The following is a 24,058-nucleotide window of genomic DNA, read 5'->3' as shown; positions in this document are numbered from 1 at the left end:
ATACCTTATGCTTGCGTAAGATATCGTTTATAATAAGTGAATCATTGCCAGATTGGCAGGCTCGGAGGCAGCGAATGAAGGAACGTTATACAGTAGAAGAGGTATGTGAACGGTTTAGCGTGACGGCAAGGACGCTCCATTATTATGAGGAAATTGGGCTGTTGAGCGGGGTGCCGCGCACAGAGGGCGGACACCGGTTTTATGACGATAAGATTATGCAGCAGCTGGAGCAAATCGTGCGGATGAAAGAAGTGCTGGGCATTTCGCTGCAAGAGATCAAAGTCATTATGGCGCTGGAGGGACGTCTCGGAGAAATCCGCAGCGCGTATTCGCAGGAAACGGAGGCGGAGGAAAAGCGGAAGTTTCTTGATCAGGGCGAAGTCGAGCTGCAATTCTTCCTAGACCGGATCGATGAGCGGCTGAACAAGCTGCAGGAGCTGCGTGCCGGGTTTCAGCAGCGGATGGACCGCGTGAAGCAGCTGAAATCGGCGAGCGAGCAATGAAGCGATAACACAAAATATTTGGCCAAACGGCTGTATATGACGCCCGATTCTACAATTTGTAGGGTCGGGCGTTTGGCTGCGGATATTAGAGGGTCGTCTGCATAAAATAGAAGGAAAGCAAATCCACCTCGAGGGGGCCGATGGATTGGGCTGGAACGCCCGAAAATACCGCCGTTATGCGGCGTGCAGCGGGTTCGTATTTTTTAAGGAATGCGGATGAAGGGCGAAGGTTTCGTGTATACTAGATGGTATATGAAAATATATCCTTTATTGTCGAACTACAAGAGACCCGGTCAAGACGACGCGAGGGCGGAGGAATCATGAGCTTAGAGCAGGACTTGCTTGATTTTATGAGAGAAACGGCATATAAGCCGATGACTTATCAGGAACTGGAACAGCACTTCAAGGCAGCGGACGCGGAAGACTTCCGGTCGTTCCTGAAGCTGCTAAATGAATTGGAGGAAGCGGGCAAAATCATTCGGACCCGCAATGACCGCTACGGCGTCATTGAGCGAATGAATCTGGTGCGGGGCCGCGTGCAGGCTCATGCCAAAGGCTTCGCTTTCCTCATTCCGGACGAGAAGGAGCATCCGGACGTCTATTTGCATGCCAACGATCTGAAAAGCGCGATGAACGGCGATATCGCGCTCGTGCGCGTCACCTCGCAGAGCGAGGGAGGCGGCCGGATGGAGGGCGAAGTCGTCCGCGTTGTAACGCGGGCGGTGACGCAGGTTGTTGGAACATTCGACAACCATGACGCCTATGGATTCGTATTGCCGGATGACAAGCGGATCAACCGCGATATTTTTGTCCCGAGAGGACAGTTCGGCGGCGCGGTATCCGGACAAAAGGTTGTCGTGCGCATCACGGCATATCCAGAAGGTCGGGCGGCGGCTCAGGGCGAGGTTATTGAGATTCTGGGCCACAAGGATGATCCTGGCGTCGATATTCTGTCGATTATCCGCAAGCATCAGCTGCCGGAGAGTTTCCCGGTGGACGTACTGGCAGAAGCGGAAGCAGCGCCGGACTCCATTACAGAGGAAGAGATCGTGCAGCAAGGCCGTCGGGATCTGCGCGGCGAGACGATCGTAACGATCGATGGCGAGGATGCCAAGGACCTCGATGACGCGGTGCATGTGAAGCGGCTCGACAACGGCAACTATTTGCTCGGCGTGCATATCGCGGATGTCGGCTATTACGTTCGCGAGCGATCTGCGCTCGATGAGGAAGCGTATCGCCGCGGCTGCAGCGTCTACCTCGTAGACCGCGTTATTCCAATGCTGCCGCATCGATTATCGAATGGCATTTGCTCGCTGAATCCGCAGGTGGATCGTCTGACAATGTCGTGCGAGATGGAGTTCGACGCGACGACGCTGAAGCGGGTAAGGCATGATGTGTTTACGAGCGTTATTCGGACGACGGAGCGGATGACGTATACGAACGTAAAGCGTTTGCTCACGGCGACGGAGGAAGAGCCGGAAACCGAGCTGAAGGAACGGTATGCTGGTCTCCTTGACCTGTTCAGTCTGATGGAAGAGTTGGCGATGCGCTTGCGCAAAATGCGGATGAAGCGCGGTGCTATCGATTTTGATTTCCAAGAGTCTAAGGTTATCGTGGATGACCAAGGCAAACCAGTCGATATCGTGAAACGCGAACGTTCGATTGCCGAGATGATCATCGAGGAATTCATGCTGGCAGCGAACGAAACGGTTGCGGAGCATTTCCACTGGCTGCGAGTGCCGTTCCTCTACCGGACGCATGATGATCCAGACGGCGAGAAGCTGATGCACTTCATGCAGCTCGTATCCAACTTCGGCTATGTGGTCAAAGGGAAGGGCAACTCGGTTCACCCTCGCTCCCTGCAAACCCTGCTGGAGGAAATCCGCGGCAGCAAGGAAGAGACGGTCATCTCGACGATGATGCTGCGATCCATGAAGCAGGCGAAGTACGATGCAGAGAGCTTGGGCCACTTCGGCCTTGCTGCAGAGTTCTATACGCACTTCACATCGCCGATCCGGCGTTACCCGGACTTGGTCATTCACCGCGTGATGCGCGAGGTCATCGAGAATGGCGGAGCGCTCACGGAGCAGCGTAATGATACGCTCCGCGCCAGAATGCCGGAGATTGCGCAGCAATCGTCGGAGCGAGAGCGCGTGGCGGTCGATGCTGAGCGTGATACGGATAAGCTTAAAAAATGCGAATTCATGCTCGACAAGGTCGGCGAAGAATTCGATGGCTTAATCAGCAGCGTGACGAGCTTCGGCATGTTCGTCGAGCTGGACAATACGGTAGACGGATTAATTCGTCTTAGTGATTTGACAGACGATTATTACCACTTCCATGAGCTGCACATGGCATTGATCGGCGAGCGAACCTCCAAGGTATATCGCATCGGCGACGAAGTGAAGATTCGCGTGGCGCGCGTGAATATGGAAGATTATACGATTGATTTTGAAATGGTCGATATGAAGCCTCGCAGCGGCTTCCGCGGCTTCGCGGAAGCTGGCGGCGGACGCGGGCCAGCACGCAAGCGCAGCGGCGGCTTCGGGCGCGATGATCGTGGTGGTCGCGGCGGCGCAGCGGCAAGCGGCGGTTCAGGTCGCGGTCGCGGAGCATCCGGCGGCGGACAAGGTGCAGCGCGCGGTGAAGCAGGCCGTGGTCGTGGAGCTGGCGGCAATGCGAGTGGTGGAGCAGGCAGCGGCCGTCGACGCAAGGTTGGCGGTGAGCGCGGCACATGGGGGTTGAACGAGACTGGCGGCACGCAAGGTGCTCGCGATGCTTGGGGTACGAGTGAAGGCGCGGCTAGCGGCGGAGCAGGCCGCGGACGTGGTCGGCGCGGAGGCGAAGCGGAAGGCGCAGGGCAAGGTGCGCGTCAAGCGTGGGGCGAGAGCGGGGCAGGCCGCGGACGTGGTCGCGGACGCGGAGATGGTGCGGGCGAGCGCGAATGGAGCGCGAGCGAGAGTGGCGCGGGACGCGGGCACAGCCGCGGACGCGGAGCGGATGGCGCGCAAGGCGCGGATGCGGCGGGCGCGAGCCAGTGGGGTGCCGCCGGCGATAGCGGCGGCAAGCGCGGGCGCGGTCGGCGCGGCGGTAGCGCGCCGGGCGGTGAAGCGTGGAGCGAGGCGCCGCGTCGAGTAGACGCGACGAGCGATAGCGCCGAGCGGAGCTCGGCGGAGCGCGACGATGACGGCGCGCTCTGGAGCACGCGGCCCCCGCGTGCGGCGAATAAGGGCCCACGCGTAGATATGTGGGGCCTGCCGATCCGCGGCGACAGCAATCCTCGCCGCGATGACGGCGGCGAAGGCGGCGAAGGCACGCGCCGCGGAGACGGACGTCGCGGCGGCGACAACCGCCGTGGCGGCGGTGGTTTTGGAGGCGGAGGCCAAGGCGGTCGCCAATCCTCCGGCCGACGGAAGAACACGACCGAGAGCGGCGTGTTCTCGGGCAACCGATCGGAAGGCGGCGGCCCGCAGCGCAGCACTGGCGCAGGCGGTGCCGGCGCATCTGCCCAAGGCAGTGGCGGAAGCGGCAGACCGCGCAAGAAAAAGAAGTCAGGCGGCGGAAACGCAACAGCAGCGTTCGTGCGGAAGAAACGAAAATAGCGCTGATTCGGGACATATCCGATTAGCAATGGTAATGAGACCAAGCAAGCATGCGCGATACCATCGAGAGGTGGACATCGCGCATGCTTTTTTTGATCGAATGATGAGCTCAGCGGGGGACGGGGGCTGCATACGGTGGTTAGGCAACTTTGACTCGTAGATCCATCTGAAGTTTCGTGTTGCTCGTTGTAAACTGTACAATGAGTACTCGACATTGGAGCTGGCGAGCGGCTGCGATTGCATTTTGTACAATGACAGATATATTAAAGGGATTGAAGAGCGCTAGTTACTCTCTAAAGGATTGCGGACGTTGTACGTTCTGCAATGGGAAGTGGGGCTGCAGCAGATTGGAGCTTATTTCATTGTACAGACTGCAGTGAGGAGGGGGCAGACAATAAGGCGTGTGCCAACTAACTATGTGCCTGCAATTGCATCGGACCGGCACCGCGATTCACGGCATATCGGGCAGGCGATTCAAAAAAGAGGCTATACACCACTGCCACCTTAATGGCCGATGCATGCCTCTTCTCTACTCGCTTGTCTCAAAGTTATTCAAAGCATAAAGCAAGCATGCCCTCTACTCTCGCCAGATGGCATCGTGCAGAATCATGCAACAAGTTAGCAAGCTGAGCTGCGGCCTGCTGCTATTCGCCTTTTTTATCGCCAGTTTTCGTCTGCGTGTTTTGGTTGCCGTGGCCTTGCTGCTTGTTGCCATTGTCTCTACGGGATGACATGGAATACAACGCCTCCTTTCGTTCGGGAATGAATCAGGTACGGACAGCTATATTGGTATCTCCTGTTGAAAGAGCGATTATGTATCGATTCATCTTGCGGGCGAAGCCTGCTGGACTGTACTGCCGAGGCCTGCCATGCCTTGTGTTCGAACTGGAAAGTTGCTACAATGAAGGTCTAGTTGTCCGTATTGGCGGGCTTTTCGGCTGCTGATCGGATGCAAGCGGATTACGTAACTATGAAAGGTGGAGAGACCATGGCGAAGCAGACGCATGACAGCAAGCCACTCGCACAGAATAAGAAAGCATCGCATGACTACTTCATCGAAGATACGTATGAAGCGGGCATCGTGCTGACAGGCACGGAGATCAAGTCGGTTCGCAATGGCAGGGCAAACATAAGCGATGCATTCGCGACCATTCGCAACGGTGAAATGTTCGTCCATAACATGCACATCAGCCCATTCGAGCAGGGTAACCGTCATAACCCAACTGACCCGACGCGCGCGCGCAAGCTGCTGCTGCATAAGGTGCAGATCCATAAGCTGCTCGGCTTATCCAAGCAAGAGGGCTACACGATCGTGCCGCTTAAAATTTACGTCCGTAACGGCTACGCGAAGCTGCTAATCGGCCTCGGTAAAGGTAAGAAAAACTACGACAAACGCGATACCGCGGCGAAGCGGGACGCGCAGCGTGATATCCAACGCGCACTACGCGAGAAGCAAAAAGTGGCGAGATAATCGCAACGCCCACATTCAACTAATAAAAAACCTTTGGTGCACACGACGACTGAATCGGATCTCCACGTTCGGATCAACCTAGTGAACCAAAGGTTTTATTTGTTTTCGAACAGGTAGAACGGACAAGTTCGAGGTTAGCAAGCTCTTTCGTCCTAAGGGCAGTCTGACTTACTTACGTACCGGTCGGCGGCTGTTGTTCCTGCACTGGCTCCGTTTCGGAGTTGATAGTGTTCGGTTGCTTTTTACGACGGAAAATCTTGTTCCATACATAAATGATCGGAGCCAATAGGACGATAAAGAACTTTTTGAACAGTACGGCAATGAGGGCGAGCAGCCCGACCTTCTTCGCTACGGCAACTCCGACGCCTCCAAGGATCAAGCCTTTCAGCCCGTACTCGGCCATTTTGTCCTTCGATTCGTCGAAGTCGGCATAGGTTTGTCCCGGTTTGACTGTTACAGCAGGCAAAATATCGCGCTCGAACGTTTTGCGGTCAGCATCCAGATGATCCGGGTCGGACACGAGAATAGCGGAAATGAACCCTTCGCGCGTCAGAATGCGCATGTTGTAGTTAATGAGCTTCTCTTGCGTGCTGTCATGGCCGAGAAGCGCCCACGTCAAGCTGCGAACAGTCTCATTATATGCCGGAGGCGTGAACCAGCCATCCACGTATAAGCGATCGGCTTCCGCCAAATCCTTATTAGACTCCGCTGTGCCGTCTTTGTAGCTATCTAACAGCGCTTCTACATCGATCTCATCCTTATCTTTGTCTGAGATGTGCCCAACGTCCTCATATTCAAAATAAACGATCCAGTTCTCGTCCTGGCTATCGGGAGCGATCGCGCCGATCTCATGCTGGCTTGGTACGCCGCCGTATTGCTTGATGAACTGCTTCGTATTCTGGGCATCCATAAACGAGTAGCCCTGTTTCACCTTCAAATTCGCGATCGTGCCTAGACCGACCGATTGACCGGTTCCGACAACCCATTGCGGCTCGGATGATGTTGAAGCTTGTGCTGATTCTGCATGTGCAGCTGCTGGCGCTGTTACAGCGAAGGTGGCAATCGCCAGCGACAGCAGTAGTGTTTTGATCGATGATGTGAGTAATGCGGATGTTCTCATGTTTTCCCCCAAATTTTCTTATTTCCCCCATTTACATCGGAAGGTAAGGAGAAAATATGAAGTGCTTTCGGTGAGACGGGACAAATTGGACAGTATAAGCGGCTGCAAACGGAGGAACAATGGAAGCAGCTTGCAATCCGTACGCCGAGTTGCTACAATTAAGGTCTTCTCGTACATTTAGCCGATTCAGGCGAAGAACGTTAGTGCTGCCAGCAACCAACCAGACATTTTGTCCGGTGGACGTGGTATACTGAGTTCAACAGCCGATCATTAGTGATTAACGACTGGTGGTTAGAGGCTGATGATGCAAGAAGCATTCGTGCTCGCTAGGAATGGCACAGTAGTGCCGACCCATTCGAGTCGCCTGCAAGGCTAACGGTTTGATTGTTAATGGACCGCTTATGCCGAACTTTTTGGGGGCGTTTATGGATTCGACGGGGGTAGTTCGAGCATGGGTTGCGGGTAGTGGGGAGCGTCCGCTTCATCAACGCTAAAGCCAATTAACTGGCAAACAACAAACTTCTTACGCTGTAGCAGCTTAATAACCTGCTCGCGTGCTCTCGCTCTGTATCGCCCATGTACCGGGATGAGGGCCCAACTTTAGTGGGATACGCTGTCACATCTCCGCCTGGGGTGTGCTGAAGAAGACAATCAGGCTGACCTAGATCGAAGCCGGTTACGGGGCGTTGACCTAGGTGACATCAAATCCGTGACTACACCCGTAGAAGCCTGTGTGGCGTTATCTTCGGACAGGGGTTCAAATCCCCTCGCCTCCACCATGTGAAACCACAACCGCATGAGGTTGTGGTTTTTGCTTTTCCTCAAGAGCCGTAACAGGCACCTTTAGAATCAGCTCCACATATTCTTTGTAAACAATCACCTTTTCTACATAGCTACTGATGAATTTCTTGATCTCTGGAATATTGCGATCAGCAACACGATCTTTGAAAGATGCGAGCAATTGGCGCAACGCATCCTCTGTAATGACCGTTTGTTGCTTCTTCGATGACTGTTCGAGGATGCGTTGCTCTAAATCCATCTTCTGCGCTTCGAGATCCTCCAGCTTGCTAAGTAGGGCGGCGTTAGACACTCCGCTGGCGACAGCGTTCACGATGTTGTTGATCTGTTTCTCCGTTTCACGCAAGTTCTTCTCGAGCCTCGCTGCCTCCGCCTGAAAAGCCGTGTTCTTTTTTGCTTGATATTCGGATAACTGCATTGCAAGCGTCGGAATGGCACTGTCGTTGAAAATCTTCTCATGAAGCTGTGTGATCACGTAATTCTCAACATACTCTCGACGAAGCTCGGGATTGCAGCAATCCTTGTTTTGGTCGCGATTTCCACAGCGGTAGGTGACGTATTTTAACTTATTGCGCCCGCTGTATTTGGTGTTTCCTATCAAGGAATATTCAAAGCCTACGTTCTTTAGACATTCACCGCAAACGATAAGGCCACTCAACAAGTACAATTCCTTGGCTTTTTGCCGTCCGGCCTTTTGTTTATTTGCATCCATTTTGGCCTGGACTTGCTGAAACAGCTCTTTGCTCACTATCGTAGGCATACCGCCCTCTACACGGATGACGTCTTCTGAATCTTTCCTTTTATGGCTGTTTCGTTTTCCTTCCGCATCCTTGCTGCCCGTTAAGTTAAAAATATATGTGCCAGTGTACTTCTCATTGCGGAGGATGTCGTGTAAGTTGTTCTTGCCGATCGGACGACCATAACGGGAACGGTAACCCTTCTCTTGAAGTGCGGTAACGATCTGATTGTAGCCGTACCCTGCTAGGAACATAGAAAAGATCGTTTCCACTATTCCACGCTCGTTCTCATTGACAATGTACTTTTTCGTGGCTGGATCGACAGAGTAGCCAATGGGAGGGAGGCCACCGGTGTGCTTGCATTGGTGGGCAGTTTCTTTCATTCCCTTCATCACCTCGCGTGCGAGGTTCTTGGAATAATACTCGGCCATGCCCTCAAGCAATGATTCAAGTATGACGCTTTCAGGCGATCCATCGAGGTTTTCTGTCACGCTGAGGAGCTTAATGCCGTTGACCTTCAACTTCCGTTTGTATTTGGTGCTGTCATACTTATCCCGGCTGAAACGGTCCAGCTTGTGGACAACAACAATATCGAACAAGTTTTTGTCGCTATCTTCAATCATCTGCTGAAATTCAGGACGCTTATCTGATGTAGCTGTTTTGGCACGGTCCGCGTAAACTTTGATAAGCTCGTACCCATTTTGTTTGCAGTAAATTTCAATTGCACGAATTTGTGCGTCCAACGATTCATCCCGCTGGTTGTCTGATGAATAGCGAACATAGGCAGCTACTCGTACCATAGTCAGGAGTTGTTTGGGTGTCATCTGTCGTTTCCCCTTTCGAATGTACGTAGATCTTTAAGTAGGAAAAGGTGAGGCTTCTCTCAGTGGAGGAGTAAATGGAAATAAAGGGATTATTGGTCGTTTTGATTTTTTGAAATTGCATTCAAAAGTTCAGCGGCGGGTAGGTAGTACGATTCTGGAGTTTCATTGATTTGATTGGATTCGCCCCATTTGCAGGCTTCAGGGGTAATGCTTGATTGCTTGAGCTTTTCGCGCGAAATGCAGGTGTGAAGGCGTGCGATTTGCACGTTCATTTCCCCCTATTCGTGTACGTCCGCTCTAAGTTGTAGATCAAGGTGGGAACTTTAGTAGTTTTGTTACATTAGACCGCGTTCCTTCATGCTTACTAAGGTAATCCCATCGCCGAGTACGAGATGGTCGAGTAGTTCAATGCCTAGCAAGGTGCCGCTGTCACGCAGTCTTTCGGTTATCGCAATATCCTCGGAGCTAGGATCGGGCTGCCCCGAAGGATGGTTATGACAGGCGATGATGGAAGCGGCATTGGCGAGAATCGCCAGCTTGAATGTCTCTCTCGGATGGACAAGAGAGGCGTTTAGAGTTCCGATGCTTACCGTGTGCAGTGCCGTCGGCTCGTTCTTCGTGTTGAGGCAGAGAATGCAAAACTGCTCTCGATCCAAATCGCCGATGAATTGACGAAAGAGATTTGCGGCGTCTTTTGGGCTTCGAATGACTCTATTCGGAAAGAAGATCGTTGAAGATTCTCTGACCATCCGTAGGCTAAGTATTTGGATTCGCTTGGCGGGCAGCTTTTTATCGTAATTTTGCCTTGATTTACTGACGATTGCTTCTTTCATTCGATTTACCTCCAGTCGCATGGTTTGAAAACCAGGTTTCAAGCGGGAGGTACGGCCTCGTTAATTCTTGACGTGAATCCATGTAAATCATTTTTGCTTCGCCTCCAGTTTTATACCATATCATGGTAATATTAACTGTTTGATTTCTCAGCAAAGACGGTTTACTGCTGCCCTTTTGACTCACATCTAGGCTTAATCTGCCATGCCATTCGTGTGCAAGGGCCGAGTGTGGCGCGTGCCGTAGGCTTTGAGCTTTTTTTTGATGCACCCTGTTGAATGAATTTTTTCCTTCTTTTTTTAAAAAAGGCGACCCATTCGCCACAAAAAAGGGATCAGTCAGACCGTGCTGACTGAAAGGAGAAGTGACGGGTGGGTCACCCAATAAAGATGCGCCACAGGCGACCCATGCATGTGGGGACTAGTCCATCTCATCTATGTCCAGAAGTTCTTTCCGTTCTTGTGCGGAGTATGCTATTCCCTTGGTTGTAAACCCATATCTTTCCTCTTGTTCATCACTCACTAGTGAAATACCCTGTAAACCACGAAGACCGCCGCTTTTAAAGGTTTCGAATGTTATTCCCTGTGCTTTGAGGCAATCCTTGATAAGATCGGACAGTTTAGCCTGACTATAGTTGTTCTGGTGTCCATTCTTATCTGCCCAGTCATCGAATGCACTCATAATCTTGTTGTATCGAATTCTGCAACTTGAATCAGCTGCAGATAGTTTTTCTCTTACGAAGCGCTGTACTGGGTTCAACGTGTCCGTGTACGCTTGGAGAGCTTCATCTACTGCTTTTGATGAGCTGAATTTGTACCTGTTTTTTCTTAGCCTCACTAGCCCTTTGAGCGCGAAGTTCAGAATACCAGGTAGCTCTTTCTTCAGCTTGTCTTGAAGGAATACGTCGGCTTTCCCCTCCTCGAAGGTCTTATTGAACGGCACGATGATGAGTCGACGCCGGAATCCGAAGCTTTTGTCTTTTGAGTAGGGGAGATTGTTAAGTGCGAAGACGAGCTTGCAATACGGGGCATAGGAAAAGCCCTGCTCGTGCTTCTTCTCTACCTGAATTTCCTCTCCGGATACGATGGCCTTAAAGTATGTCGTATCCAGTGCGCTCGAGCTGACCTCGTTCTCGGTCGCCACGTTTAACAGCTTATCAACCAGTCCGTATCGTGAAAACGGCTTGTCTAGCTCCCCTAGAGTTAGGGAGGAGATGTTGGCTTTGCCTATTAGGCACTTGAGCATCTCTATTAGCACGCTTTTCCCGTTCGAGCCCTTGCCGTAGAAAATGAACGCCTTGTGAGCGCGAGTCTCGGTAGTAAGGCAGTATCCGAAGATTTCAGCGACCAAGTCGATGAGCTCTTCGTCTCCATCAAAAATGACAGAGAGAAATTCCAAGAATTCAGGGCATTCTGCGTTCATGTCGTACCAAATTGGCACCCTGACGGTGGAAAGCGCTTCTGGCCTATGCGGTTCTAGTTCTAGGGTAGAAAGATTGAGCATACCGTTCTCAAGATTCAAGTAGTTTCGCTCAGCGTCCATTTTTTCCACACGCGGAGCTTCACGGGCAATTGCAGCGAGATATTCACTCTCTAACCGCGTTGTCCAGAAGTCTGGGACGAACTCGTGTAGAATCTCCCTCAGCAGTCGCGCCAACTCATTCTCATCCATGTACTTCCATATCCCCTTTGCGAAGCTATAGAACCGCTCTGGAGCACAGAACTTGATGGTTAACCGATCTTTTACCACATATCTAACGAAGGCGTTACTGTTAAGACCTTTGGGCGTACCTTTTTTGGGGTCGATGTAGAAGCCAATCGTTTGCAGGTTAGGCTTTCTAGCTTCCGTTGGGTTCAGCAGGCCTCGTACGAGTCCACCCGGGCTGTTTTTTACGCGCCCTTGCTCGTCTCTATTGATTTTGTGAAAGCATTGAGAAATTTGCTGTTCGCTGCAGCCGAAAGTTGAGCAGCGAGTCATACTTTTACTGCCCTCTTGTACGAGATTATGTATTCGTGTTTCGCTCGCTTGATTATGTTTGGGAGAAGCCTGAGAAAAGGCCAGCGCCGCATCGGGCGCTCCGGCATTCGTTAATGTTCTGATCCAGTCGAACCACGCATCTTCAGCAATACCTGAGCCTTGCTGCTGAATCCAATCAGCGCTAAACTGAGAGCATTTAGCAGCGAAGTCTGCGAGCAACAGATCGGGATCGACAGAAGCTTTAGGCAGGACCAGGCTTGTACGATTCTGCATGGAGTGAGCTGCTGAAAGGCTAGGTGTCATGAGACTAACCATCCAACTGGGCGCTTCGGCTATCTCAACGTCTTTCGGATGCTTGATCCATTCGTAGGTTTTGCCCGAATGGTGTATTGACGGTGGAAGCACTGTTAGATTGCCTTCCCCCATTAGCGCACACTCATTATGAGGAAGCGAAGGGTCGGATCTCTTGTGCTTTTTAAGAGTTATTCCTGCTGGCGCTCGGTATAGATAGCGCAATCCATTTGGCGTGGAAAAGCTGACTGTATCAGGTAGGTCGCCGCCGCTCATTTGTTGTAGGAGTTCAGTTCCTTTGTCGCCGTCAACGTCGATGGCGACAATCCCGCTGGGGCTGCCTAGGACAAGACCGATATTTGCCGTGGGGTATTTCTTAAACCAGTGGTTTATACTTGCCCAGTCAGGTACCGAAATGTGCTGCCATTCTCTTAACAGAGGCCGTTTTCCAGGACTCCGACATTGATCCTTGTGCTTGTCCGACACATGCTGATGATCGGGGGGGCAGAGAGGAATGATCGGCCAACTCCTTGAGATGTAATCTTGAATGTTGGAATTAACGCTCGTTCGATCGGTCATTTCGATGATTCCTCCTATTTACCGTTTGTGCTACGGGAAAACGTGATATTTACGTTTTCCCGGTAAAGTAAGGTTCGATTAGTGCAAAACATGAAGAGAAAAGTGGAGCTGAAAGTTGTTAAAGCCTAGTGTATAAAATGCATTCAGCAGATGTGGGCCAAGTATATTGTGGATATTGGTGATAATATCCCCAATGGTCTCTGCGAAAGGCCCTTCATGGGCAATGCATTCAATACACGCTTTTCCGTTAACTTCATTTGCCTCAACGATCGTAAACTTAGGCTCAACGAGTTTAACGATTTTATGGAGCGTCGTGGCCTCGTCGAGATCCAAGTAGACCTTAAAGTGAGGCATAAAATACTCTGATTTGCGTGCAGAAATCATGAGATCTTCACAAAAGCCACTAACTTTGAATTGATAAGGTGGTTGTAGCTGGCATTGGACTGCGTTCTCGAGGTCTTCAAGCGTGTGATCTTGAAGAAAATCGGGAATGGGAGTAGACTCTGAGTCATTTTCTACGGGTGCATTTTCGAACGCAATCTTCTGCTGTAGCCCAAGCATTTCATTAAATTGCTTGGGTACGTAATAGCGATCGTAGAAAAATTCTTCGTATCCACTCCCGTCAGTCACTTCCGAGAAGCTAATATCATGAACGATTAGTCTCATACTTTGGAGCAGTTCAGTAACGGCTTTTTCTAGCTTTCTTTTCTCACCTGGTGTCAGCTGGTTCAGGCAGATTGGATACGGTGGAAACCAAAGTACAACAAGTTTGTTTTCATTAAATAGGGGGTAAATGTCGGCATGTTGGTGTCCGAAGGCATGTGCTAGCCGCTCTCCCGTATGATCAATTAAGTAGCGCCGTTCTATTTCATTAACGACAGAAGAGAAGGGAGTCCGGTCGACGCCGAAGACTTCGAAGTAAATGTTGTCCAAAAAACTAGCTTGATTAAAGGCATCCCACTGAGCAAATAAGTCAGTTACACGACTGCGGGCATGCCCATCTTTTAAAAGATGGATAGATTGTGTACGAATTTCTGATTGCATTTTCATTCCTCCAGTTATTTTTTTTCTTGCCCCGATGACTTTATCGAAGCTTTAACTCCCAGCAAAGAGCACAGATTCTATGTTGTATTTACAGTTGCTTTAGAATCTGTACGTTTATCATAGGGATGATTGAGGTCGAAAAAAATGTACACTTACCTCGTTATCATCGTATTTTGCACACGAACGTATGTTTCTAATAGGGAAAGAAAAAAAGCAGCCTTACGGCTGCCTCGTGCGGGGTGCTTTATTGTTCCGACCACTTCTCATTTGTCATTATACGAATATGTTTGCCTGCGTTATTTACTGCTTGGGAAACATTTTCAGTGAAATAATCAGTATATATTGTGACCCGGTCATGGGGTACATGTTTTAAGATGTAATCAAATTCTTTCTGAATTTTCTCGAGGAGCTGTAGTTTCTTTTCGTGAAGGATTAGGAGACGAATATCAGAATCAGTGTAGTAAACTTCACTGAAACTGGATATATCTTCAAAGTTAATCTCTTCTTGAAGGTTCTTTATTGTTCTCTCGAAATTGTCTTTCATATCTATTAAGTCTCTGGCAAAAGAAGACATGGTCTCATAGTCTTGCACTGTAAAGGACAGTCCTGATTCATAGATGGTAACATGTCTTATGAACAAGATAAAAACAGTTTTTTGCTCTTTAGGGATTTCATAATCTCGACCGGATTTATAGTCCGAAGGATCTTTACCCATGAGTTTGCATGCCGATTTGAAATTTTGAAGGGTTTTGCGATAAGCACGGTCTTCGCTTAGGATTGGATATATTTCATTTGCTAAAGATTTCAACGAGTAATGGCTTTTCTCGTTAATCCTCCCGTTGTTCCCTTCTCTGTTCTTTTCCTTAGCCTGGCTCCTAGCATTATTATTGCTATAATGAGTTGATCTATTGTACGGTTTCTCTTGCATATTTCCTCCGACGATATAGTTGAGTTTAAGGTATATATATATTGTCGGATTATTAAGGCATGGAGTAAACCTCAGTGCTTTTCGGAATAGGGTAATAAAGACCAATAATTTTAACATCGCTGAAACCGAATATCTCGCCAGCATGGACTTCTTAACAAGTAATCTGTACGGCTAGTTCACGTCTTATTATGTTCAGAGAACTGTCCAGAAAGAGCATGAGTGATTGCTTCACTAAAGCTTCGAATTCTTCTCATTTGTTTCTCTTTCTTCAGTACCTCGAAAAGTTGGACAGGCAGATAGACTGTAACTTTCTGATACCCGTTCCCGAAATGAGGGGAACGGGTAATCTGCTCTTCGTTTATTTTCTGACCATCAAGTTCTGTTGTTGGACATTCGGACGTTTGCGGGGAGATATTTAGACCGGTTTTGAGATCATTCTCCTTGCTTTCAGACTCCCAGTTTAAGCCGAACGAGGATTCGTTTCTTGTACCTCCCAAGTCGATACTACGCTTTCTTTTTATTTCATGCCCATAAAAATCCATTCTATCAACCCCCTGTGTTAGAAGTCGACATCGACGTCGATGTCGACTTTATTATAAGAATGTTTTTGCGCATATGAAATCTGAGTCTGTAGATAAGGCGTTTTTCTTCTATGTTCCAGTTACGTGCCGCACGCCGAGCGTCTCGGCGTCGTTCTAACGAATAATATATTATTTCTTTTTTGATTGTTTTTTGCCCTACGGACCTGTTTTATAAAAAAAGAATGGTTGCAGATTCAACCATTCTTTCTCTAATCATTACCTTGCTCATATTATGTTCTTTTAAATCTTTTCGGATTCTTGGGTCTCACTAATAGTTCGAGACTTAGATTTGGCCAGGCCAAATAAGATAAAGACTACAATAACAATCACAAAGGTCCAAATGTAGTGAGCCGCAATAAATGAAAATGCGTAGTCCACAATGAGACCGGCGATGAGGCAGCATATCACAAACATGACGAAGAGCGCCTTGAATCCGAAATACGTTATTTTGAATAGACGGTTAATAGTTCGAAAGGTGACAATAGCTAAGATCAGAATAACAATGAGTTCGAAAATGGATTCAAACATAGAATATTCTCCTTTTATATGCTTCGTTTTGGTTTGTTACGATCTCAAGACGATCGAGGGGGCCCTCTGGGGTGGTGCGCTTCCGGCTTTCTGTTTTGGTCAAAATGGCGCTGGAACATTTTTTTTGGGGCTGTACAAGCCTTTGTTGCTCTATGCGAAGTGCCATTTAGATCGTTATCCAAGAGGGACCTCCTACTATATAGTTTGTTACCAATTATTAAAAGTTGATGGCGATTGCTTGTTATCTATGGACGAGTGGCGCATCGTCTATATGCGGAGATATTTCGGATTTAGAATGGCTCTTTCGGAAGAATGATGGATGTAAAAGCGCATATTTCGAGTGGATTGGTTGGCCTGCTTGGTGAAGGCTTCTGTTAAAGTGGAATTTTCAAAATGAATGTAGTCTCGGCCTTTTTGATTGCCGAATAAAGCGATCATTGCGTAGTTAAAACTCGCGGGATTGCAGATGTTAGCTGTACCGAGTGGAAGACGCTCAATTATTTGACCAATGGTAAGTCCGTCGAGGGTGTTTGGATGACTGTCTAATGATAGGAGGAGGCAAGCGAATAGGATGTCGGCATTTGATCGTAGTGTGATTTTTGTTAGATCGAAATGTTTCGCGGAGAAACTGTTCCATGAAAAAGTTGTGATCTCAGGTTCGATGGTTCTATAGTCGGCGTGGGTATTTTTGTATGCACAGCGGTTCCCATATGCCTTTAGGAAGCGATCTAGCAGGATACGGTTCCTCAGCCCAAATGGTAACTTGGGCATGACAGCTCTGAAGAAGCTGGAGTAGCATTCGAGGTCTGTCAGGGTGAGCGAAAACGTCTGCTCCGCTTCTTTGTGTTTGATCTCTTTCAAGAGTTCTGTCATGGCTTGCAGGCGATGGTGATCGACAAGCTCTATGCTATCGGGTCTAGTGAGGTGGAGCAAAAAGGCGACTGCATTAAAGCCAGTCTTCCAGTTGGGGAGCTTTTGTTGCCAAAATTGAAGCGAATCGGTGAGGGAGTAGGGGTTCTTGATATACTCACTCCAATTGACGACTATAGTGGAGATAACCTTTCGGTGTGCTAAAGCTAGGTCTTTACGCTGCCAGCTGCCAAAGTGCCAGCTAAGGGATTGTTTGAGCGTTGTTGGTGTTATGGATATGGGATCATAGAAAATTCGTTTCCACTCTTCAACAGGTTCTATTGGGTATCTTGCAAAAGGAAATCTTGAAATATGCTCTTCCATACGCGCTTGAATCAGTGCAGCTAATGAGCGTTTATCTTTCTCGTTAAGTGTTAGGGACATTGTTGTTGCCTCCAAAATATAAGTAATCTTACGCCTTTATAATCGACGTTAAGAAACTCTAATGGCGATAATTGTGTTAATAGCACGTTCTTACCCTAATCATTATTGTCGATGAAGAAGTGCTGCACGGGTGTTATGAATGGATCCTCCAACTGAATGTAAAACGGTTCGTTTAGTCCACGCACCCACTTGAGTGCATCAACTATAGTCCCACCATGAAAAATGGGTGACCCTTCTTCCCAAAGATCCACCCACACTAATCCAGCTGTATTTGTTTCTTCATCTACATTTAAGTAGATTTCTGTGCCATCGACATAAGGATTGGTGCCAAACTCGTCTGTTGTTCTTAGAACAACACGTAGTGTATGTGTTGGTATTGGACTTCTATTTGATACGTCATGTGGATAAGGTGAAAGTAAATATGGTGCGACGGAAGCAGCCATGACCCAAACATTCTGTTGATAAGACTCCTCAAGACCATTATGAGAAAACTGTTCATGTAAGAGGGGAAGAACACGGTTTTCAAGGAAGTTCATATCATTTATTTCTCCTTTTACCTACTACTGGAATGTTCGCTAATTGATTTATAATGCTGAAATAAGAACCGCTAAAAGTGTATTGATCTGCAGTGAGATTGTAGTGGTCAATCAAGAACCCAGGGTAGGTTACCCAGTTATAAAAAGTGCACTTGATATGAATAAAACCTCGACCTTTTGCTAACTCTTCTATAGAGCATATTGATTCTGTAATAATGGACATTTTAATCCTCCTACAGTAGAAAATAATGAAAAGAACCAAGACGTATATACGTCTTGGTTCTTCTACAACACGACTTATGATCGTGTACTTATAGGTTCTCTTGCCGGAATTTCGTTTATGGCATCTAGAGTCTTTTTTATGTGCAATCCTAGATGATACGCAAGTAGTGGGGGGACGGCATTACCGATTTGTTTAAACATAGCGGTTTGGGGTCCGATAAAAACAAAATTATCTGGAAAGCTCTGAAGTCGAGCAGCCTCTCTAACAGAGATCGAACGTGCTTGATTGCCATCAGGATGAATGAAGGCGAGTCCATCCTTGTGTAAGTGAGCAATTATAGTTGGGGAAGGCTTTTTGTAGTCTAATTTTCTGTAAAAATCATCAAAACCATTTCTTAGTCGAATTGGTATCAAGTCTGGATCAAGTGTCTTTAAATTCTGAAATGGTTCTAATATCCTGAATATCTCTCGGTCACGTTCATTTTGAAAGCGCGTGGTATGGTTATATAAGTAACCATCTTCAAATCCGGTATCCCTTTTAATTCTTTTTGCATTAGTATTCAGTAGCTTTAAGTAGGGGGCTTCATTCCGTGGCGTGTTCTTAACCGAGAATTCTCCGTCACGTATGTCGAGCTTTGGCAAGTCACCAATCGCATCTTGAACAGTGAAAAAGTCTTCCTCTTTAAAAACAGCTCTGGGATGCTCTGGAATGATATTTAGATCTTTTCGTACACCGAGAAAAATAACGCGCTCACGACTTTGGGGTACACCAAACTCGACAGCTTTAACTATATCGGAAACAACATGGTAACCTACAAAAAGTCCTTCTGGATCGTCGAATGAAAAATCTTGCTCGATATTTTCTCTAACGGCACCTTTATGCATTGAAAAAAGGCCAGGCACATTTTCCATCAAGAACATTTTTGGTTGGAAGTATCTTACGTATCGTACAAACTCTTTATAGAGTTTATTTCGTGGATCTTCTCCGAATTCCCCGAATCCCTTACCGGTCCCGAGTCTTGTTCCAATCAGTGAGAACCCTTGGCATGGAGGCCCTCCGATTATCAGGTCAAAATTAGTGATTCCTGTCGCAAGAGAGAGGTCCCTAGGGGCAAGCTGAGTTAAGTCTGCTTGAAGCACCTGAGTTTCGGGGTGATTAAATTTTTGAGTAGCGCATGCTTTCTCATCTATCTCCACGGAAGCAGCAATATCAAATCCGGCCTGAAGAAATCCTTCTCCTAACCCTCCGCATCCCGAGAATAAATCTAATACTTTATACATATGGTGACTCCTTCCCATCCGTTTTTTATTTTGTCGGAAAATCCTGATTAGGACGGATTCGTTTTACTACAAACATACATTCTTATTGAATTATACCTATTTTACTTGAGCGGTGGTAGGCTTGTTTTTAATAGTAGTACATAGACACTGCTGTACGAGAAGACGTTGTAAACTTTCCAAACGCTAAAAACTTTACGTTCATTGTATCACCATAATTACAATGCTTTTAAAAGTAACTTATGCCAAACATTCAATCCCTGATAAAATTCGGGTATTTACCCTGTCGACGTTCGGGTATTTACCCGTATAAAAATCGGGTTGACACCCTGTGTTTTATCGGGTAACATGTAGTTAAACGAGAAACAACCCAGTTTAGGAGGTAATACAATGCCGATATTTTCAAGTAGTTTACGGAAACATTTCCAAGCTGAAATCGGTGCTTATTCCACTGTAACAAGACGGGAGGCGACAGGAGATAAGAGCGTCACAGTCGATGCTAATGAAAAAAGCGTGATTCACTCAGTATACCCGTCAGATACCTTTGCAAGGAAAGGCGGTGTTGCTTCTAATAGTAGTAACGCAACACACCGGCCTTTTATTCTTCATACTGAAACCGGTATGACGAAGCAAGTAGAGCTTTCAGTAGTCTATCCGAAAAGAAAAGGTGAAGAATTGCGCCTTTACTTCTCTAAGAAGGAGGGATTCGAGGCCGAAGAGAATGACATTTGGTTTATCTTTGTGAGAGAAGGGGAGGAAATTCCTCACGTTGGTACCATGTCATCTCAGCGATGGGGAGTGTTAATGGATCCACCTAATACAAAAACCGTGGAGTTTCTTGCGTCCCAGGCATTGGACGACGAGGATGATGTCTACCAAAAAGAGGTAGGGGCTGCTGCGGTTGAATTGCCGACGGAAACTACAGTACTTAGGTACCCCCGCAAAGCATCGGTTGCATTAGAGGCATTAGAAAAAGCAAGATATTGTTGTGAGGTTGATCCAACCCACAAGACATTCATTGGGGTTTCAGGGAAGCCTTTTATGGAGTGTCATCATCTTATTCCAATTTCATTACAAGGGCGCTTTTCGGTAAGCCTGGACATTTGTGAGAACATTGTTTCGCTATGCCCAACATGCCACCGACTTCTGCATTATAGTTCTGAACCTAGTAAATTAGAGGTTTTAGGAAGACTTTGGGATTCCCGCAGGGATGGACTGGAAAAGCGGGGGGTCCTTTTAGAACGAGAAAATTTCTTGCAGATCTATGCTCCGGCAGTAAGGTCATAAGGTGGAGGAGAAGGTGAAATGGAAAAGAAACTTACCGAGAGTAAGGCAAAGGCCCATCAGAGATCGGATCAAGAGGATAGAGCGTTGGGTTATAAGAACTGGCACAGGGGTCTGAAAAGAAATTTGTATATGCTTGATGTGGATTCCATCGAATGGCGGGTACGTGATGGAGAGCTGATCCCTGTTGGCGTTATGGAGATTACGAGGACTGATTCGGACCAACAGATTGGAACAGCGTATTTAGATAAGATCATTGAAAGATTTGAAATTCGTGATTTTCAAGGCAAAATAGCTAAACGGCTGGCTTCAATTTTGGGCGTAAAGGCATACATTGTCCTTTACAAATATGATTGTTCGGAATTCTTTGTTTACAACCTAAGTGATAATGGTCCATGGAATAAATTTGACCCGAAAGGGATGGAGAGCTTTCTGGAAAGTTTATAACCAACAAAACCGGTTAGAGAAACATTAATCTCTCTAACCGGTTCGGTTTTTGCTCATGGGTGATTAGTTTGGTGAGTTTTTAGATATTTGTCTAAGTATTCAACTGTATTTTTATTCACTATAGCCTCTTTTGTACCAAGTCTAATAAAGATTTGGTTAACGCGGTCTTCTACATCTATTTCTCCATGATGGATTTCTCGATGACAGTTAGGACAAACTAGGATCACGTTATCTGAGCAAAGCGAATCCTCCTTTTTGAGAGCTATCTGGACAAGGTGGTGAGCTTCAATGTATCTTCCCCCGTTCTTCTTATTGAAGCCTATATGACCACAAATTTGGCATTGTGGCCCTAAAACTTCTTTTAGTGCATTGGTAACGGATGTCCCCCTATCTACGTGTGTACTGATTAGTCTATCTTTTTTTTCGGGTGAAAAACTTCGATACTTTTCATTAAGCAATTTCAACACTAAAATCGGGTCAGCCTGAGACTCGATGTTTGAAATGGCACCATAGAGGCTTAATGTTTCATTTTCTATATTTGCTGCTTTTAGGATTTCATTAAAAGCCTTGTTGGAGATCTTGCGTGCAGAGCTTTGCCAAGCTGGGGTGGGTTTCTCTCGTACTTCTTGGTAATCCTCTGATTCAAAGAAGCCGCCGGAAGGTTTATAAATTGGTACCTTGTTCGAAAACTGTGTTCCCTCTAGTATTTCCGCATAATAATCTTCCCCGTCTTTGGAAGCCTCGATTTTTCCTATAACGCCAAAGCCGAAATAGTACCTGTTCTCTCTCTTGAATCGGTCCCCTTGATAGTAGATAAAGGTGTCGCCGGTATTTACTTGGTTTCTGTATCTCTTGGGATAGTGATATAAAGAAAATGGTACATCTTTGTAATTGGATGTTGAATCGATGCGCTGGGAGAGAATGATTGGCAGAGTACTCACCTCTTTAAATATGTGTCGGATTCTATCTTTTATTTAAACATAATTGCTATATAGATGCGATCATAATTCAGGATTGACAGCCTATGGAGGTTTGGAAGTAAAATGAGGATACAATTGTAATTTTATTGTATAAATGTACTCTGTTTGTTGCACTTCCAAAAGTAGTTGATAAGGAGAGCTGCATTATGAAGGCGAACGAAACGAAGCTGCAACAAATAATCGAAGGAATTAAACAGTATCTTGTACCGCTTTTTCAGAGACCATACAGTTGGGATAAATCACAATGGGAGAGCTTGTGGGTAGATATTAATGAGCTATGTGGTGCGAGCAATCCTCGGGCTCACTTTATGGGTTCGATTGTAACCTTGCCAACGGAGTCAGTTCCAGAGGGTGTCTCCAAATACCTTCTCATCGATGGTCAGCAGCGGTTGACGACTGTTTTTATTTTGTTAGCATTATTAAGAGATACTCTGGAGAAGCAGGGGGATGGGGAGTCAGTCGAGCTTGCCCACGAAATTAATGAGAATCTGCTTATTAATAAGTGGAAGAAGGGACTAGACCATTATAAAATGCTTCCAACTCAAACTGACCGGGATAGCTTTATAAAGATCATGGATAAAGCGCCCTTGGGCAAAGAGGATCATATTACAAAAGCGTACAAATTTTTTGAGCGAAAAGTTAAATCAGTTGATGACAAAGCACGTCTTAAAACAATAATTTCAAACTACTTATCGATTGTCAGTATCGTTTTAGACTCAGATGACAACCCTCATTTGGTTTTCCAAAGCCTTAATGGTACAGGTACACCATTAACCCAATCTGATTTTTTTAGAAATTACTTTTTTATGAGAATCCACACTGATAGGCATGAGGAAGTCTATAGTGAGCTATGGCAGCCAATGCAGGTAATGTTGGGAGATAGTTTAACGGAGTTTGTTAGACATTACTTGATGAGAAATGGAATAGTTATTAGGAAAAATGAAGTTTTCTCTCATTTAAAAGAGGTCATCTCCAACGGTGAAGCTCTTGAAGAACTAAAGAGGTTGAAGAGGTTTGCAGAGTACTATCATAAGATTATAAGGCCAGATAATGAGAATGTTAGCGCTATTCGTAAAAAACTTCAGCGACTCAATCGAATTGAATCCACTACATGCTATCCTTTTTTACTTAATTGCTATGAGGATTTCAGGATGGGGTTGCTCGATGAGTTGGCATTTGTCGAGATATTGAAAACGGTGGAAAATTTTCTGATAAGAAGATTTGTTTGTAATGTTCCCACTGACAGGTTAAAAGGAATTTTTCCATCGTTATACAACCAGGCAAAACTAAATCCATCCCCACTATCAGAGAGCGTAAAAAAGGTGCTTGAAACGAAAGGCTACCCTACAGATATTGAGTTTAGGCACGGACTGACCACGGCTAAGTTCTATGGTGCTGGTGATAGGGCTAAGAAGACTAAATTAATTCTTGAAACAATTGAGGAGTCTTATAAACATAAGGAACAGGTCTCTTTCGAGAAAATGAATTTATCTATAGAGCACATAATGCCGCAAACCTTGACAGCGGAGTGGGAAGAGCACTTAGGCGAAGAGGGAAAAGCCGAGTATCCAGTCTACCTGCATAGCTTAGGGAACTTGACGCTCACGGCATATAATAGTGAATTGGCTAACGACAGTTTCTACGCTAAGAAGAAAATGCTTGGAGATAGTCATTTAGAAATTAATAAATACTTTAATGATAAAGACTGCTGGACAATAAAGGAAATTGAAGAGAGAACGCAATCACTAGCTGATCTTATATTGAAGATATGGCCCTTTTTTGGTTATGAATCATCAACAGAAAATATTCATGATGTGAGTGGTCTTTTGCCTCGATCTCTAGAGATAGTTGGTCAAAAAATTGCTGTTCGTTCATGGATAGATGTTCTTGAGAATACACTCAATGTTATCGCAGATTTGGATCCTGAAAGGTTTCAACAGCTAGCTAGTGATTCTCCAAAGTTAATAGGTCCCGACAAATCCCAGTTCAATGAGTTCAGAGTGCTAAAGAATGGTATGTTTATAGAGGTGCAACTGTCAGCAGCGGCAATTAGACGATATTGTATTCATGCTGTTGAGTCAATTGATCTAACGGCAGAAAACTGGATTATAAAAATGAAAGAGGAACCAGAGTATACAATGGGGTATCTTTTTTAATGTCATGAAGTGCAAACGAAAAAGCCACCAAAGTAGGCGGCTTTTTCG

At 46.7% G+C, this 24,058-nt stretch carries 19 protein-coding genes and 1 other RNA gene; 7 read left to right on the top strand and 13 right to left on the bottom strand.

The features are described from left to right. Nucleotides 1-74 precede the first annotated feature (74 nt). The 3 genes from PAECUDRAFT_RS18065 (at nucleotide 75) to smpB (ending at nucleotide 5,576) form a co-directional block, all read left to right on the top strand. A complete protein-coding gene (locus tag PAECUDRAFT_RS18065; protein ID WP_006039579.1) occupies nucleotides 75-503 on the top strand; it encodes a MerR family transcriptional regulator in 429 nt (142 codons plus the stop codon). A 320-nt stretch (nucleotides 504-823) separates the two neighbouring features. Next, entirely contained in the window at nucleotides 824-4,105 is a 3,282-nt protein-coding gene (gene rnr, locus PAECUDRAFT_RS18060; RefSeq protein WP_006039578.1) for a ribonuclease R, read from the top strand. A 988-nt stretch (nucleotides 4,106-5,093) separates the two neighbouring features. After that, nucleotides 5,094-5,576: an SsrA-binding protein SmpB gene (gene smpB, locus PAECUDRAFT_RS18055; protein WP_006039577.1), complete on the top strand. Its 483-nt coding sequence runs from the start codon at nucleotides 5,094-5,096 to the stop codon at nucleotides 5,574-5,576. A 172-nt stretch (nucleotides 5,577-5,748) separates the two neighbouring features. Here the strand turns inward: smpB and PAECUDRAFT_RS18050 are convergent, their stop codons facing one another. After that, nucleotides 5,749-6,696 (bottom strand): DUF2167 domain-containing protein, encoded by a 948-nt coding sequence (locus PAECUDRAFT_RS18050; protein ID WP_006039576.1) that lies wholly within the window; start codon nucleotides 6,694-6,696, stop codon nucleotides 5,749-5,751. A gap of 415 nt (nucleotides 6,697-7,111) precedes the next feature. Here PAECUDRAFT_RS18050 and ssrA point away from each other — a divergent pair. Next, nucleotides 7,112-7,475, top strand: a transfer-messenger RNA (tmRNA) gene (ssrA, locus tag PAECUDRAFT_RS25370). On the opposite strand, the gene PAECUDRAFT_RS18045 is transcribed toward ssrA, so the two are convergent. From PAECUDRAFT_RS18045 to PAECUDRAFT_RS17995, 11 genes are all read right to left on the bottom strand, one after another. Next, nucleotides 7,454-9,055: a recombinase family protein gene (locus tag PAECUDRAFT_RS18045; RefSeq protein ID WP_006039575.1), complete on the bottom strand. Its 1,602-nt coding sequence runs from the start codon at nucleotides 9,053-9,055 to the stop codon at nucleotides 7,454-7,456. The two genes, ssrA and PAECUDRAFT_RS18045, sit on opposite strands and share 22 nt — an antisense overlap. Before the next feature lie 89 nt (nucleotides 9,056-9,144). Beyond that, nucleotides 9,145-9,321: a hypothetical protein gene (locus PAECUDRAFT_RS25955; RefSeq protein WP_158306255.1), complete on the bottom strand. Its 177-nt coding sequence runs from the start codon at nucleotides 9,319-9,321 to the stop codon at nucleotides 9,145-9,147. Between the two features lie 69 nt (nucleotides 9,322-9,390). Continuing rightward, nucleotides 9,391-9,888 (bottom strand): JAB domain-containing protein, encoded by a 498-nt coding sequence (locus PAECUDRAFT_RS18040; RefSeq protein WP_006039574.1) that lies wholly within the window; start codon nucleotides 9,886-9,888, stop codon nucleotides 9,391-9,393. 418 nt (nucleotides 9,889-10,306) lie between these two features. Beyond that, nucleotides 10,307-12,733, bottom strand: a complete 2,427-nt coding sequence (locus PAECUDRAFT_RS24880) for a phage/plasmid primase, P4 family (RefSeq protein WP_006039573.1) — start codon at nucleotides 12,731-12,733, stop codon at nucleotides 10,307-10,309. A 78-nt stretch (nucleotides 12,734-12,811) separates the two neighbouring features. Beyond that, nucleotides 12,812-13,777, bottom strand: coding sequence for a hypothetical protein (locus tag PAECUDRAFT_RS18030; protein ID WP_006039572.1), 966 nt, complete (start codon nucleotides 13,775-13,777; stop codon nucleotides 12,812-12,814). Between the two features lie 244 nt (nucleotides 13,778-14,021). Beyond that, nucleotides 14,022-14,705, bottom strand: coding sequence for a hypothetical protein (locus tag PAECUDRAFT_RS18025; RefSeq protein WP_006039571.1), 684 nt, complete (start codon nucleotides 14,703-14,705; stop codon nucleotides 14,022-14,024). Between the two features lie 176 nt (nucleotides 14,706-14,881). Further along, on the bottom strand, nucleotides 14,882-15,247 hold the full coding sequence (locus PAECUDRAFT_RS18020) for a hypothetical protein (RefSeq protein ID WP_006039570.1): 366 nt from the start codon (nucleotides 15,245-15,247) through the stop codon (nucleotides 14,882-14,884). Between the two features lie 834 nt (nucleotides 15,248-16,081). Next, a complete protein-coding gene (locus PAECUDRAFT_RS18010) occupies nucleotides 16,082-17,107 on the bottom strand; it encodes a hypothetical protein (RefSeq protein WP_006039568.1) in 1,026 nt (341 codons plus the stop codon). 95 nt (nucleotides 17,108-17,202) lie between these two features. Further along, the gene (locus PAECUDRAFT_RS24875; protein ID WP_006039567.1) at nucleotides 17,203-17,643 is read right to left on the bottom strand and encodes a hypothetical protein; all 441 of its coding nucleotides are present in this window, start codon (nucleotides 17,641-17,643) and stop codon (nucleotides 17,203-17,205) included. 1 nt (nucleotide 17,644) lies between these two features. Then, a complete protein-coding gene (locus PAECUDRAFT_RS18000; RefSeq protein WP_006039566.1) occupies nucleotides 17,645-17,866 on the bottom strand; it encodes a hypothetical protein in 222 nt (73 codons plus the stop codon). A 74-nt stretch (nucleotides 17,867-17,940) separates the two neighbouring features. Next, nucleotides 17,941-19,146, bottom strand: coding sequence for a DNA cytosine methyltransferase (locus PAECUDRAFT_RS17995; protein WP_006039565.1), 1,206 nt, complete (start codon nucleotides 19,144-19,146; stop codon nucleotides 17,941-17,943). A gap of 387 nt (nucleotides 19,147-19,533) precedes the next feature. Between PAECUDRAFT_RS17995 and PAECUDRAFT_RS24870 the strand changes: the two genes are divergently transcribed. Continuing rightward, a complete protein-coding gene (locus PAECUDRAFT_RS24870; RefSeq protein WP_006039564.1) occupies nucleotides 19,534-20,430 on the top strand; it encodes an HNH endonuclease in 897 nt (298 codons plus the stop codon). Between the two features lie 18 nt (nucleotides 20,431-20,448). Next, nucleotides 20,449-20,874 carry a hypothetical protein gene (locus PAECUDRAFT_RS17985; protein ID WP_006039563.1) on the top strand — a complete coding sequence of 142 codons (426 nt, stop codon included), beginning with the start codon at nucleotides 20,449-20,451 and terminating at the stop codon, nucleotides 20,872-20,874. Nucleotides 20,875-20,927: 53 nt separating this feature from the next. On the opposite strand, the gene PAECUDRAFT_RS17980 is transcribed toward PAECUDRAFT_RS17985, so the two are convergent. After that, complete coding sequence (locus PAECUDRAFT_RS17980; protein WP_006039562.1) at nucleotides 20,928-21,815, bottom strand: HNH endonuclease; 888 nt, start codon at nucleotides 21,813-21,815, stop codon at nucleotides 20,928-20,930. A 185-nt stretch (nucleotides 21,816-22,000) separates the two neighbouring features. Here PAECUDRAFT_RS17980 and PAECUDRAFT_RS17975 point away from each other — a divergent pair, with 185 nt between their 5' ends. Next, the gene (locus PAECUDRAFT_RS17975; protein ID WP_006039561.1) at nucleotides 22,001-24,010 is read left to right on the top strand and encodes a DUF262 domain-containing protein; all 2,010 of its coding nucleotides are present in this window, start codon (nucleotides 22,001-22,003) and stop codon (nucleotides 24,008-24,010) included. The last annotated feature ends 48 nt before the right edge of the window (nucleotides 24,011-24,058 follow it).

The organism is Paenibacillus curdlanolyticus YK9, from assembly GCF_000179615.1.
GTDB classification, from domain to species: domain Bacteria; phylum Bacillota; class Bacilli; order Paenibacillales; family Paenibacillaceae; genus Paenibacillus_T; species Paenibacillus_T curdlanolyticus.
This window is presented reverse-complemented; position numbering and strand designations above follow the sequence as displayed.